The following is a 14,252-nucleotide window of genomic DNA, read 5'->3' on the forward strand; positions in this document are numbered from 1 at the left end:
CCTATTCCCCCTGGCTGGGCCGGTTGAGCGTTGCCTGCGCATCAGCCGTCTCGGCCAGCCGGGTCAGTTCGATAAATTCGGCGCGATAGCCGAACTCGTCCTTGCCCTTGGCGCCAGACCCCAGTTTCCGGATTGCCTCCCACCCGAAACCGGTGCCAAGGGCCTCTCCACCCTTCAGCATTTCCCCAAACCCGGCCACAGCGGTCGCAAAGCGCGCCCATTCCGGCGCGGCGTCGACGCTCGCCACGCGGTTCGCGTCGGTCACGGCATAGGTTAGCAGTTTTGACGTGTCCGCGCCCGGCGCCTTGTAGCGCAGTTTGACGAAGGCATATTCGCCTTTCGTGCTGCCGGCCGCCGCCGCCTCGCCATAGCGAAGCGGGTCGATCTGCGTTGCGTCCGAGCCGGTTTGCGTCACTTCATAGATCGCCGTCACGCTCGTGCCCGCGCCAATGTCCCCGGCATCCACCTTGTCATTGTTGAAGTCGGCCCGTTCCAGCATGCGCGTTTCGTAGCCGATCAGGCGATATTCAGCGATTCTTGCCGGATTGAACTCGACCTGGATCTTCACATCGTCGGCAATCGGGAAAATGTTGCCCGACAGGTCGTCGGCCAGCACTTTGCGTGCCTCGCTCAGCGTATCGATATAGGCCGCCGTGCCGTTACCCTTCTGGGCGATTTTCTGCATCATCGCATCATTGTAATTGCCGCGCCCGAAGCCGAGCACGGAGAGATAGATGCCGGTCTCCCGCTTGCGCGAGACAAAGTCTTCCATCTGTTCGGGGTCGGATATGCCGACATTGAAGTCGCCATCGGTCAGCAGCATCACGCGGTTGACGGCATCCTTCTTTAGGCCCTGCTCGGCGAGGGAATAGGCCAGTCGCAGGCCTTCGCCGCCGGCTGTCGAGCCACCGGCCCGCAAGTCTTCCAGCGCCGCGACGATCTTGCGCTTGTCGCTCACCGGCGTCGGCGCCAGCACTTCGCCCGCCGCGCCGGCATAGACCACGATGGCCACCGTATCGGCCGGGTCCATCTCTTCCAGCATCAGCTTCATCGCCTGCCGGGCCAGCGGCAGCTTGTCTTCCGACTGCATCGATCCCGACACGTCCACCAGCAGGGTCAGGTTGATCGGCGGTCGGGCGTCGCGGTCGATGTCACGGCCCTGGATGCCGACCTGGATCAGGTCGCGTCCCGCATTGAAGGGCGACGGCATCATGGTCACCTGCGTGGAAAACGGATCGCTGCCCGCCTTCGGCTGCGGATAGGTATAGTCGAAATAATTGATCAGTTCCTCGATCCGCACGGCGTCCTTGGGCGGAAGGCTGCCGCCCTTCAGGAACCGGCGCACATTGGCGTAAGACGCCGTGTCGACATCAATCGAGAAGGTCGAGACTGGCTCTTCGCTGGTCAGCTTCACCGGGTTGGACTCGACATCCTCATACTGGTCGCGGAATTCCGGTTCCGGTTGCACCATGATGACGGGCGCCGGCACCGCACCCGCCATCTGCCGGGCGGAATCCTTCCGGCTCCCCGTCACGACGATGTCCTGAAGCGCCCGTTCCGATTCGGCCATGGGCGGTGGAGGAGGCGGAGGGGGAGGCGGTGCCGACGGCGCTACCGGCTTGGCGTCAGCGACGGTTGCGTCCGTCGTGCCACTGTCCGTCGTGCATCCTGCCAGCAGCGCCGTTGCGGCCACACTGGCCAGTATCAATCCGTGAAGTCTCATGGTCGTCCCTCCGATAAGCGTCCTTGCCAGCAGAATGGCGCAGGCGACGTGGCGGGATTAGGGCAGACTTCGGATTGTTTGAAGATTTCCGGGCCTTATTCGTCCGGGTCGACCTGCGCGCCATACCATTGCTCGATGTCTGTCTCGAGAATGTCGAGCGGGCGCGGACCGCCCGTCAGGATCACTTCATGGAAGGCCGCACGGTCGAATTTCGGCCCCAGCACGCGCTCGGCCCGCTCGCGCAGGTCGAGGATGCGTTGGCGCCCGACCCAATAGGCGGCCGCCTGGCCCGGCCAGACGGCATAGCGGTCCACTTCCTGCGCCATCGCCGCTTCCGGCTGGCCGGTAACGCGGGTGAGATAGTCCACGGCCTGCTGGCGGTTCCATTTCATGCGGTGGATGCCGGTGTCGGTTACGACCCGCGCGGCGCGGAACAGCATCGATTGCAGGTAGCCGATCCGGCCCAGCGGATCGTCCGTATAGAGGCCCATGTCGTCGGCCAGTGTCTCGGCATAGGCGCCCCAGCCTTCGCCATAGGCGACGTTCCAGATCATCTGACGGGCCAGCGGCAGGTTTGCACGCTCGGCAGCGACCGCGCTTTCCAGGTGATGGCCGGGCAGGGTCTCATGATAGACCAGCGTGGCCAGCGCAAAGTCCGGCCAGTCGCCCATGTCCGACAGGTTGATCTCGAACAGGCCGGGCGCCGTTCCGTTAGCCGGGGCGGCACTGTAGAAGGCTGCCGGCGCGGATCCCTCAAGGAAGTCGGGCACGGCCCGAATCGCCACGCGTGTCTTCGGCAGGCTGGGAATCTCGCGCCCCAGCGCGGACTCTGCCTTCTGCTCCAGCTGCCGCATCCGTTCCAGCAGGGCTTCGCGGCCCAATTCATCGTCCGCATAGATCTGGTCGGGCAGGGCGGCGAGTGCCTGCAGCCGTTCGGCAACACTGCCCTCGACAAGGCCGGCTTCCGCCAGCGCCACATTCAGCTGGTCGGTCAGCGCTATCACTTCGCGCTGGCCCAGCGCATGCAGCTCCACGGCACTCACACCGTCATACGTATAGGCCGCCAGCGCCGCGTCATAATAGGCATTGCCCTCCGGCAATTGCCAGACGCCCGGCTCCGACGGGGCCCTCGCGGCCAATGTCATCAAATCGTCGGCAAAGCGTTCATAGGCTGGCAGGATGCCCGTCTCGACCAGTTCCCGGGCACGGGCGGAAAGCGCATCGCGTTCCTCTGCACTCAGGTCCTCCGGGCCGCCGAGCAGGCTGTCCAGCGTGACCACAAGGATGTGCTCCTCGGCCGGGCCAGCGCCCATCTCTGTCGCCAGCACCGCCATGCGCCGCAGGATGAAGTCGGGCGCAATCACGCCCGCCATCGCATCCGCGTTCAGGCGGCGGCGCTCGTCGTCGATCGCGTCGGGAAACGCCGCCAGGCGCGACACGAAATTGCGCGCGTCCTGCGCCGTCCGAACCGGGTGCGACCGCGTCATCAGGTCAGGCACGTCCAGGTACGCGCCGCGCATCTGGTCGGCGACATAGGGATAGGCAATGCCGAGCCCGGTTTGCCCGTGGCCCGCCACGAACAGGCTCTCGGCCGTCTCATAGGCCTGGATCAGCGTTTCCAGGTGGCGCGCCTGCGGGCTGCCGGCGGCCGGCTTGGGCGCCTCGGCCAGCGCCTGCAGCATTTCCAGCCGCGATACGCGCACCCGCTCATAGGTCGCCTGCGACCGGTCGGTCAGGTAGCGATTGAATTCATAACCGACGGTCTTTTCCGTCAGGCCCAGCTGCGTGGCCAGTTCCGGGTCGCGCGCCAGTTCGGTCTGCGCCAGCGTGGTCATCAACTGGTCGACCTGGCGGGCAATGCGGCGCGGCGTTCCGGCATCATCGACAGGTGGCGCACAGCTCGTCACGAAAACCGTCATTGCAAGCGCCGCCAGCCGCAAGGGCAGGCCCGGATTGGAACGGATCAGCGTCTGGATGAACATGACGTATTTTTCACCTTGTCTTTAGTGTAGTTCAAGCCGGTTCGGGTGTTGTGGCCAGTCCCTATTTCCGCTAACGCTCCCGCCAACAATTCAGGAGCAGACACGTGAACAACCCCCCTGCAACACCGCCCGCCGGTGGCGTCTCGCCGCTGACAGGCCAGGTTCTCTTCTACCAACAGCCCCAGCCATTGTCGCCGGAAGATCACGGCGGCCTCGGCGTCAAACAGATTTCCGAGCCTTTCGGCTTCCTGCGCCAGGCGCATGCCGTGCCTGTCACGGTCACCGAATTCGGCCTCGCAGCCGCGTCCTATCCGATCATTTTCGTCGGCAAGGACCGCACCCCGGTCGCCGTCATGGGCGTCCGCCAGGGCCAGAACCTGTTCGTCGATGCGCAGGGCCGTGTGTCGGATGACCATTATGTGCCCGCCTTCGTGCGCCGTTATCCGTTCGTATTCGCCGCAGACGATTCCTCCGATCGCCTCGTTCTCTGCGTCGATCGCGCCGCACCCATGGTGACGAACCAGCCGGAAGTGCCTTTCTTCGAGAATGGCCAGCCGTCGAAATTCACCAATGACGCGATTGAATTCTGCAAGGAATTCGAGCGCCAGCGCCGCGCCACGGCGGATTTCGTGAAAATGCTGATCGACCTCGACCTGATGGAACAGAAATCGGTCGCCTTCCAGCCGCGTGATGCGCAGGGCAATCCGACCGGCGACCAGCAGAAGATTGCCGACTACTACGCGATTTCCGAAGAGCGCCTGAACGGGCTGCCGGATTCGAAGTATCTCGAGCTGCGCAACAATGGCGCTGTGGGTGCCTGCTATGCCCACCTCGTCTCGCTGCTCAACTGGCCAAAAATCATCCAGCGTGCCGTGCGCATGCAGCCGGCCGAACAGGCCGCTGTCTGATCCATCCGGTTTCGGGATTTCAAAGGCGGCTCCTTGCGGGGCCGCCTTTTTCGTTTTGCGGCAGACCCGCTCGCGTACTGTTCACGAATGAGCGAGGGCCTTCATTCTACGGCCAATCGCAGGCATATGGACAGCTGACCCGATGAAAGCTCCAGTATGATCCGTCTCCTTTGCAGCCTGCTCGCAGCGCTCGTCTTCGGCGCCGCAGGGCCCGCGCTTGCCGTCCCGGTTGATGGTGGCCATGCCCGCGTCGAACTGATCGCTGAGCGTACCAGCGTCCTGCCGGGCGAAACCGTCATGGCCGCATTGAAGCTGGATCTCGATCCCGACTGGCATGTCTACTGGCGCAATGCCGGCGATGCGGGCCTGCCGCCACAGCTTGTTCATCGCGATACCAGTAATATTCCCGCAGGTGCCATTGGCGACTTCATCTGGCCCATTCCAGAGCTCCTGCCCGTCGTCGACGGCGAGATCATGGATTATGGGTACAGTGACCAGGTCATCCTGCCCTTCTCGCTGATGATCCCGGCGGCGGCCAGCGGCAAGGTCCGGCTCGACGTCCTCGCCGACTATCTCATCTGTGAAGACATCTGCGTGCCGGAAAGCGCTGACGTGTCGCTCATGCTGGATGTCGGAGACGCCACGCCCCACCCGGCGCATGGCACAATGATTGCCGACTGGATCGCCAGGACTCCGACCGATTTTGCCGGCGAAGCGCGGCTCGACACTTCCGCTTCTCCCTGGAAGCTCAGCCTGCGCGGCGGGCCCGGCCTTACCACTGACGCAGCCCTGCGCTTCTTCCCCTTCGCTCACGAGATCAGCCATCCGGCGGGTCAGCCCGCCAGTTTCGGCCCCGACGGTGCCACGCTCTCGCTCACGCCTGCAGGTGCAGGCCGGCCGGACGGCCCGCTTGAAGGCGTACTTGTAATTGAAAAAAATGATGGAACACGTCAGGGTTTTGAGCTCTCCGCCCAACAGGGTCCTGTCTTCGAAAACACGGCCGGTCTCGCCGGGGCGCGCTCCGGCACGTCCCGGGCAGGGGGCAGTACGACGGGCCTCCTCACCCTCGCGCTGCTTGCGTTTGTCGGCGGCCTCATCCTCAACCTGATGCCCTGCGTCCTGCCGGTCCTGTCGATCAAGGCCATGGGCATGGTCTCGGCTGCCGCCAGCGGTCACGCGAACGAGCTGCGCAGCCACGGCGTCTGGTACACGGGCGGCGTCCTCGTCTCCTTCGCGGTGCTGGCGGCTGTCATCATCGCCGTGCGGGCGGCCACCGGCACGGCCACGCTCGGCTTCCAGCTCCAGAATGCTCCCTCCGTTGCCATTCTCGCGCTGATCATGTTCGTCATCGGCCTCTGGCTGATTGGCATGTTCGAGCTCGGCAGTTCGATCCAGAACACGGGAAGCAGCCTGGCCAGCCGCAACGGCGCCGCCGGGGCTTTCTTCACGGGTGTCCTCGCCGCCGTTGTCGGAGCGCCCTGCGTTGGGCCATTCCTTGGCGTCGCACTCGGCGCTGTCATGAGCCAGCCGGCCCCGGCCGTTTTCGCCGTCTTCCTCGCCATGGGTTTCGGTCTCGCCCTGCCTTTCCTCCTGCTCAGCTTCGTGCCTGGCCTGCAACGCTTCCTGCCGAAGCCTGGCAAGTGGATGGAAACGCTGAAACAATTCTTCGCTTTCCCGATGTTCCTGACCGCGGCATGGCTGCTCTCGGTGCTCGGGGCGCTGGCTGGCCATGGCGCAGTGGCCTGGACACTTGCAGGCGCCACCGGCATCGCCTTCGCCATCTGGCTTGCCAGCCGGGGCGGCGCCCCGGCCCGCGCTGCCGCCGTGCTCGTCCTGATTGCCGGCTTCGCCTGGCCGGCCCTGCGCGCCACGGTTCCCGGCGGCACGGAAGGCACGCCCACGGCCTATGCCGCCAAATACGCGACCGAGGCCTGGAGCCCCGAACGTGTCGCAGAACTCACCGCCGAAGGCCGCCCGGTCTTTGTCGATTTCACCGCCACATGGTGCGCCTCCTGCCAGCTCAACAAGCTCAGCACGCTCAAGACAACAGCCGTGCAGGAGGCCTTCGCCGAGGCCGGGGTCGCCTTCCTCGTCGCTGACTTCACCCGCAAGGACCCGGTCATCGCCGCCGAACTGAAACTGCGAGAACGCGCCGGCGTGCCGATGTATCTCTGGTATCCGGCTGGCGCGACCGAACCGGAGATACTGCCCGAAATCCTGTCTAAAGACCTTGTGATTGGACTTCTGGACGCATCTTGAGTTGAATACGAGGCAAGGGGGAGCGCACGTAGGAGACTGCCCATGTTCAGCCGCCGTAATCTTTCACTCGCTGCCGGCATGGCCGCTGCTGTCGCCCTGACAGCCGGCGCGCTCATCGCTTCCACCGCCGATGCCAGCCCCCTCGTTACGCCCGGCCAGCCCGCGCCCGGTTTCGCGGGCACCAATTCGAACGGGGACACGGTTTCCCTCTCCGATTTTTCCGGACAGACCGTGGTCCTCGAATGGACCAATGACGGCTGCCCCTTCGTCCAGAAACATTACGCGACGCCGCCCGGAAACATGCAGGCCCTGCAATCCTATGCCGGCGCCGATGATGTCGTCTGGCTTTCTGTCATTTCCTCCGCTCCCGGAAAGCAGGGGCATGTCACCGGCGAAGAGGCCAATGAACTGACGGCGGTTCGTGATGCCATGCCCAGCCATGTCCTGCTCGACCCGACCGGAGAGATCGGCCATCTCTACGGCGCCAAGACCACACCCCACATGTTCGTCATCGGTCCCGGTGGCACCCTGGCCTATGAAGGCGCCATCGATTCCGCGCCATCCGCTCGCGTCGCCGATATAGAGGGTGCCACGAATTATGTCCGCGCAGCCCTCGACAGCGTCGCTGCGGGCGAGGCCGTCGCCGTGCCCAGTTCCAAGCCCTATGGCTGCTCCGTGAAGTACCAGTAACGTCCCCAGCGTCAGGCTTGTCTTAACCGGTCCTGTATTTATGACAGGGGCGTCAGGTAAAGAGGACAAGCCATGAGTTCAGGCCCCGAAGGGATTGTGCGCGACCAGCCGGCGGAAATGCCGTCCGAGGGCGGCCCGCTGCTGGAATATAATGGCGCCGTGCCTCCCGCCCCGGCCTGGTTCCAGCAGGCTGTGGCCACGCCCTATGAGTTGTGTTCGGTCGAGGTGAAAGGCGCGCAGGTCCGCTACCAGCGCTGGGGCCAGCGGGGCAAGCCCGGCCTTCTTCTTGTCCATGGCAATGGCGCCCATGCGCATTGGTGGGATTTCATCGCCCCCTATTTTGCCGAACACTACAACGTCGCCGCGCTCACCTTTTCCGGCATGGGCGAAAGCGACTGGCGCGACGCCTATGACATGGCGACATTCAGCTCCGAACAGATTGCCGTCGCCGAGGATGCCGGCCTGTTCGAGGCAGACGTGAAGCCGATCATCGTCGCCCATTCCTTTGGCGGTTTCGTCACGCTCGTTACGGGCGCCGAACATGGCGAACGCTTCACCGGCATGGTCATTGTCGACAGTCCCGTAAATCCGCCCGAACGCCCGCACCAGGGACCGCCGCGCTCCGGCCGCCCGAACAAGGTCTATGCCGACCTTGCCAGCGCCCTCGGGCGCTTCCGTCTCGCGCCGCCGCAGCTGTGCGAAAACCATTATGCCATGGACTATATCGCCCGCTGGAGTCTGAAAAAGGCCGATGGCGGCTGGACCTGGAAATTCGACCCGACGATCTGGACCCATTTCGAGCCGAACGACGCCCCGGGGGACATGCTGAAGGCGGCGAAATGCCGGATCGCCATCATTCGCGGTGAGGAAAGCGCGCTGATGCCGGACGATATTGGAGACTACATGCGAAAGCTGCTCGGCCACCAGGTGCCGTTCATCTCCATCCCGCATGCGCGCCACCATGTCATGCTCGACCAGCCGCTCGCCTTCGTGTCTGCCCTGCGCACCCTGCTGGCCGAATGGGCCCATTCAGAGCCGCATCGCAGCATCTGAATCCAGCGTTCAGGTTTTGTCGGAAAGAGCGGTCCCTTTCCGACCGCACCGGAACCTGTGGCATCATTGCCGGCATGAACCTGATGCCGTCCACCCCGCTCCAGTCGCTGGTCATGGTTGCATGGCGGCGCGCCGACTACATGGTGCACGAGATCGCGCGGTCGCTCGGCCTTGGCCGGCTGGCTTGCAAGCCCTTCCTGCTGCGCCCGGTCCGCGCGCGCCTCGGCGCAGACCTCGCCCGTTTTGAAGCGCTGACACGCCGCCTGCTTGTGCTGATGGTGCTGGAGCGTCCGTTGCCGGATGTCCGGCAGCGCGCCGTGCAGGTTGCAGCGACGCCTGTACCGCACGGCACACCCGCACCACGCCCTTGCCTCACCCTTCCTGCCTTCCGCCTTGCTGATCCTGCGCCCCGTACCCCCACCGCGCCACCCCCGCGCCGCCTGAAAGGCGGCCCGCGCCCGCGCATCCTCCGTCTTGACCTGCCCTTGCCGCCGCCCGAGCCATGGGAATACCTGCCGCGCGCCGACGAACTGGTGCCCAGCCAGCCGCTCGTGCGCCGTCTGGCGGCCCTGCGCGATGTCTATGACGATCCTGCCATCCACATCGCCCGCATGACGCGTCACCTCGCCCGCACCCGCGCCACGCCCTCAGCGCCCCGCTACCGCCTCGCCACCCTGCCACCCGCCGCAAGGTTGCGCCGCGTGCCCGAAAGCGAGCGCGAGGCCTTGCGCGACATCCACAACGAAGCCTGTCTCCAGATCGCGTTGCTGGATTCGTCCTGACAGCGTCGGCGTGGAGAAAAGCAACTCATGCATGGCCGCTTCCCCCGCAATCCGGGGGAAGGCGGAGGTGCTTCAGGCTGGCAGGAAAGGCCGCGAAAGCAGGCAGGCCTGTGGCGCTGCTAGGACGGCCCGTCGCAGGTCTGTGTGCTGCGCTGGACGCCGATCTGGCCGACCTTGCCGGTCGCATTGTCCACCTCGAAATAGATGTTGCCATAATCATAGACAGTGACGTCATCGCGCGTGACGACGCATTTCGGCTTGCCATAGGTCCCGCGCGCAAAGATCTGCTCCGAGCCCATCGACACGCCCCGGTCCGTGAAGAAGCGCGGATCATGCGCGATGATCCAATAGACCTTGTCGTCGGCGGCCACGGTCAACCCGTCAAACGTGTAGGACGTGGCATTCGTATGCGCGATCGGGATCGTCCGGCTCGGCTTGCCCTGCAGCGATAACAGGCTGGACAATGACATGCCGAGCTCGACATTGCTGACTCGCTGGCCGGGCACGATCTGGTTGTCCTTGAGATCAGGCGGTGCACTGACACACGCGCCAAGCGCCAGGAACATGGCTGCGGAAAATACGCTACTGCCCACTTTCATGGCGGGGCCTCCGTTACTTTACAAGAACTGTACAATGACGATCAGCTCACCCCATCCACCCCCGCTTGTCGAGGCAACGAACACAGGAAACAGCCCCAAGCCGCCACAATTTTTTGTAATGTTAGCAAGAGCGGTGGGTCGCAAAATCACATCACACCGTTTCCATGACGCACCGGAGAGGGTGAAAGGGGGCACTATTTCAAATTATTATTCAGCGTCGTAATTTGAACGAATAATCACGGCGAACAGATATTTTTCAATGAAGGCTTCAGGGCAGGATTCGAGCATAAACTCTCAAAATTTCCAACAGGACGATATGCCGTGTGTCCCGCGTCCATAACAATACGATAGAGTTCAAAGGTAGGGAGCGTTTTCTTTGGTTTTGGCGGCTCTATCGCATTGGCCGCATCGTTGAGCAGGCTAACCGCTCGATGTAGGGTGTCTTCAATCTTTTGTGCGTCTGGAGATTGTCCTGCGTCGAAATCTGCAAATGGTTTAGAGACCGCTCTCAGAAAAGCGGCTTCGGGGCTACCGTCTATGCCCAGGGTTGCAGCAAGAGAAACGCGATCCTCTTCGGACAAGTCGGCTAGAATGGTTGGAAGTCGTCTTGCGGTTGCAGCGGCGTCTCCGGCTTTCTTTGGAAAAAGCGCTTGATCGTCCAGCAATTCGCTGGCGCAGGCGAGATGATTTGCTGCATCGATTATGTCCGAGACTCGAGCTGGAGAAATTTGATCATTATACGGGCTATCTACACTGATTTTGGCTGAATTTGGTGGGCAAGCGTTAACAAATGGAATCCGCGGATTGGTTCCTGCCAGCGCCGCAGGGTCAAGTAAACCAGCGTCGATTCGCTTGCGGATGAGTTTCGCCTGGGCGTCGGAAAGGTCACCTGCTGCAAAGCTCGCAGCGGCCGTAGCAACACCGCTAATCGGCGCTGCGAGATTGGCTAGGGTTTCCGGAATCTTGCTATCGGTTTCTTGGTTGAAGCTCGCTATCATTCCGTTTGACAGCGTAACTTCCATTTTACCGCTACCGACACCGCTCTTGTACTTTATTGCATACTCTTGGCTGATGTCCGGCAGATAGATTATGGAGGTTGTAGTGGCTCCCTCTTTGTTACCCGGACGTTGAACGAGAAGGTGGGGAACCGGCATGTAGTAGTGCAGGCCAATGTCTTCTGTTGCCAAGGTCCCGTCATCTTCGACCTTATGGAAGGTGGCACCGGCACAAGCAGTCAACAGCAGTGGAATAAAGCTAGTCGCCAACCAATTACATCTCATGGATCGTTCCCTCCTCAGCTCACCAAAATCCTAGCTTAAGGGAGAGAAATTGCAAATTTAAATAGAAACACTCTTGCGAGTAAGTGGCCCGTGGCACACTGGGGTAGTTGAAGATGAGAACTCCTACGTGCTTACCTCGAAGAGACAGGAGAAATCTCTGACACGCCGCTCGCCTAATTGGGGAATGGCGCACCGGAGAGGATTCGAACACCCCTCTCCCCACGCACCCATCAAGCCGAATAATCAAACACGGGCCAGCGCTCCACGATGGCGCCGTCTTCATACACCGCGATGTCGCCGAATTGCAGGAACACGGCCTCGCTCTGGTGCGGGCGCAGGAAGACGAATTCGTCCGGGCTGATCTCCAGCTCCGGCCCGCCATTCAGCATTTCCTGGTTCGACGAGCGCCCGAACGTCTTGTTGTATTCCAGGCCCGGCGGGTCGACCGGGTCGGCCAGCCAGTTGCCGCCATAGATGAATACGGTCTTCGACGCGTTCGGGTTCCACGCCCGTGTTGCCCCGTCGGCAAATTCCAGGCCTGGCATGTGCGTGACAGGCAGGGACTTGATCACCGGCGTCGCGATGAAACTTGCCGGCACGTGCGGCTCCAGCAGCTCGGTATCGAAATGCGTCGGCTTGACGAGGCACGAGCCTGCCGAGACTTCGCTGGCAATCTCCGTATCCTGATAGGTTCGGTAGGTCGGGCTGCCCGCTGCATTGCGCGTTATGCCCGCCATCGCGTCGGCGCCGAACACGTTGCCCGCCTGCTTGAGCGCCTCGGCATAGGTCTTGCGCACGCCCTTCATGGCCCGTTCGCGCCAGCCCATGGCCGTCGGCAGCGACGGGATGTGCGGATCATATCCCATGAAGCCCGCAAAGCGGAGGCGTGGGTGCGCCTGGGTCGCGGCCAGCATCGCGCCAAGTACTTCGCCGGGCACCACGCCGCCCCGGTGCAGGCCGACATCCAGCTCCACGTTCAGCGCAAGGTCCCGTCCGAAAGCGTCTGCCAACGCCGCATACTGCGCCACCCGCTCGGGCGTATCGACCAGCCACTGGATATTGTCCGCCGCGCCCGACACTTCCAGCGGTAGCTGTTCGAAATATTGCCGCGCCGCCTGAACCGGCAGGGGCTTGCCCAGCAGCTGGCTTGCCTCCGGCATCGCCTGCGAAATGTCCAGCAGCATGGGCAGGTTGAACGTCATCAGCCGGTCGGTGCCGGTCCGTTTGCGGATATGGTCGATCAGGCCCAGCGAGGGCAGGGACTTCGCCACGATCCGGTAACCCATGCCCGGCGGCAGGAAGCCTTTCAGCGTGTCGATATTGGCGTTGAGCCGCGCCCGGTCCACCACCATGGTCGGCATCGCGATCCCGGCCGCGATAAGCGCTTTCTGCACGTCCAGGAAATAGGCATCGCGCGGCCCGCTCTTGTCTCCGGGTTTCATCATCAGTGCAGTCACTCCGGCTAGGGCGGCACCGCCCAGGATCAGGTTGCGGCGGGAAAGCTCAAGCATCGAACGGCTCCCCGAACAGCTTGGCAAGGTGCGGGTTCAGGAACTTTCCCTCAGGGTCCATCGCGCGCCGCAGGTCCATGAAGTCCCCGAGCTTCGGATAGAGGGCGCTGAGTTCGTCCCGCCCCAGCGAATGGTGCTTGCCCCAGTGCGGGCGCCCGCCATTCGCGCGATGGATCGGTTCGATATCGGAGAAGAAATAATCATACGGTTCGTCCACCGCGGCGTGGATCGCGATCGACACGCGCGGCCCGTCATTGAACGGGCTCAACCACGCATTGTCCGGTGCGATGAAGCGCACTTCCATGGGGAAGAACACGTCCTTGCGCTGTTCGAGTTTCGCGATCACTTCCTTGAGGCCTTTCAGCCCGTTCGCGCGGGGCAGGTGGTATTCCATCTCGTTGAATTTGATCGGCCGCGTCGTCGCCAGCAGCTTGTAGGAATTGTCGCTGACATCCTCGACCACGCCCTTGGGCAGGGCCGCGCCGATAATCTTGCGCCGCAGCCAGGGCGACCAGCCGACCGAGTTGCGCAGGGCTTTCAGCTCTTCCAGCGTGGAATCGTCCTCGGTCTCGCCCTTGCCCGTGATCGGGCCCTCGTGCAGGTCGTGGCTGATGCCCGCCGCATAGCCTGTGTGCGGGAAATAGTAGAATTCGAAATTGCGGTGCTGCTGGGCCAGTTCCTCGGCCCGCTCGATCAGCGTCTCGATCCGCTCGACCCAGACAGTTCGGCGCAGGTTGAACGCGGGCACCGTGCGAAGCGTGTATTGCGTGATCACGCCCAGCGCGCCGAGCGATACGCGCCCCGCCGCGAACAGGTCCGCATGGCTTTCCGGTGTCACATCCAGGATCTCGCCGCTCGCCGTCACCATCCGGAAGCCGGCAATATGGTCGTGCAGCGCCGTCAGCGTCACGCCCGTGCCATGAGTCGCCGTGGAGAAGGATCCGGCCAGTGTCTGCACGTCGATATCCGGCAGGTTCGGCAATGCGCGTCCGACATCGGCGAGTTCAGTCGCCATCTGGAACAGGCGAGTGCCTGCGCCGAAAACGGCAAGCCCTTCAGGGTCGATTGACTGCATACCCGTCAGGCGGCTGACATCCACCATCATGCCTTCGCTCGGCACGAGGCCTGAAAAGGAATGCCCGCTGCCGAACGGGCGGACCCGTCCGGCCGTACCGGTAATCAGGGCGCTCAGTTCATCCTCGCTCGTGGGCAGGTTGATCGCCTGCGGTGTCGCGCGCTCCACGCCGGACCAGTTCATCCAGCTTTCCTCGCCCACAGGCGCGTCGGGATAATCCGGATTGTAATCAGGCCGCGTGAAGTCCCGTCCGCCCCAGGCCAGGTGCTGTCCTGTCGGAATGGCGACACCGCCGGCCACGACTGCGCCGCCTGCCAGAAGCATCGTCCTGCGTGAAACCGCCATACCGTCTCCCCTCGTTTTGAAGGCGAGTGGACACGGGGCAGGCGG

Annotated in this window: 11 protein-coding genes; 5 read left to right on the forward strand and 6 right to left on the reverse strand. The window is 63.2% G+C overall.

Annotated elements, in window-relative coordinates; genetic code table 11:
• Nucleotide 1: 1 nt before the first annotated feature.
• A complete protein-coding gene (locus AC0L7I_RS05780) occupies nucleotides 2-1,723 on the reverse strand; it encodes a vWA domain-containing protein (protein WP_473398595.1) in 1,722 nt (573 codons plus the stop codon).
• A gap of 95 nt (nucleotides 1,724-1,818) precedes the next feature.
• Entirely contained in the window at nucleotides 1,819-3,705 is a 1,887-nt protein-coding gene (locus tag AC0L7I_RS05785; protein ID WP_473398596.1) for a DUF885 domain-containing protein, read from the reverse strand.
• A gap of 104 nt (nucleotides 3,706-3,809) precedes the next feature.
• On the opposite strand from AC0L7I_RS05785, the gene AC0L7I_RS05790 reads away from it, so the two are divergent.
• The 5 genes from AC0L7I_RS05790 (at nucleotide 3,810) to AC0L7I_RS05810 (ending at nucleotide 9,397) form a co-directional block, all read left to right on the forward strand.
• Complete coding sequence (locus tag AC0L7I_RS05790) at nucleotides 3,810-4,613, forward strand: SapC family protein (RefSeq protein WP_473398597.1); 804 nt, start codon at nucleotides 3,810-3,812, stop codon at nucleotides 4,611-4,613.
• 156 nt (nucleotides 4,614-4,769) lie between these two features.
• Nucleotides 4,770-6,872, forward strand: coding sequence for a protein-disulfide reductase DsbD family protein (locus AC0L7I_RS05795; RefSeq protein WP_473398598.1), 2,103 nt, complete (start codon nucleotides 4,770-4,772; stop codon nucleotides 6,870-6,872).
• 42 nt (nucleotides 6,873-6,914) lie between these two features.
• The gene (locus AC0L7I_RS05800) at nucleotides 6,915-7,562 is read left to right on the forward strand and encodes a redoxin domain-containing protein (protein WP_473398599.1); all 648 of its coding nucleotides are present in this window, start codon (nucleotides 6,915-6,917) and stop codon (nucleotides 7,560-7,562) included.
• 72 nt (nucleotides 7,563-7,634) lie between these two features.
• Nucleotides 7,635-8,615 carry an alpha/beta fold hydrolase gene (locus tag AC0L7I_RS05805; RefSeq protein WP_473398600.1) on the forward strand — a complete coding sequence of 327 codons (981 nt, stop codon included), beginning with the start codon at nucleotides 7,635-7,637 and terminating at the stop codon, nucleotides 8,613-8,615.
• A gap of 74 nt (nucleotides 8,616-8,689) precedes the next feature.
• Complete coding sequence (locus tag AC0L7I_RS05810; protein WP_473398601.1) at nucleotides 8,690-9,397, forward strand: hypothetical protein; 708 nt, start codon at nucleotides 8,690-8,692, stop codon at nucleotides 9,395-9,397.
• Between the two features lie 119 nt (nucleotides 9,398-9,516).
• On the opposite strand, the gene AC0L7I_RS05815 is transcribed toward AC0L7I_RS05810, so the two are convergent.
• From AC0L7I_RS05815 to AC0L7I_RS05830, 4 genes are all read right to left on the reverse strand, one after another.
• Nucleotides 9,517-9,996 (reverse strand): hypothetical protein, encoded by a 480-nt coding sequence (locus AC0L7I_RS05815; RefSeq protein ID WP_473398602.1) that lies wholly within the window; start codon nucleotides 9,994-9,996, stop codon nucleotides 9,517-9,519.
• 236 nt (nucleotides 9,997-10,232) lie between these two features.
• A complete protein-coding gene (locus tag AC0L7I_RS05820) occupies nucleotides 10,233-11,183 on the reverse strand; it encodes a hypothetical protein (RefSeq protein WP_473398603.1) in 951 nt (316 codons plus the stop codon).
• 323 nt (nucleotides 11,184-11,506) lie between these two features.
• The gene (locus tag AC0L7I_RS05825) at nucleotides 11,507-12,787 is read right to left on the reverse strand and encodes an alanine racemase (protein WP_473398604.1); all 1,281 of its coding nucleotides are present in this window, start codon (nucleotides 12,785-12,787) and stop codon (nucleotides 11,507-11,509) included.
• Complete coding sequence (locus tag AC0L7I_RS05830) at nucleotides 12,780-14,207, reverse strand: D-arabinono-1,4-lactone oxidase (RefSeq protein WP_473398605.1); 1,428 nt, start codon at nucleotides 14,205-14,207, stop codon at nucleotides 12,780-12,782. The genes AC0L7I_RS05825 and AC0L7I_RS05830 overlap by 8 nt, the downstream gene beginning before the upstream one ends.
• Nucleotides 14,208-14,252 lie beyond the last annotated feature (45 nt).

Source organism: Hyphomonas sp. J20-32 (assembly GCF_055808555.1).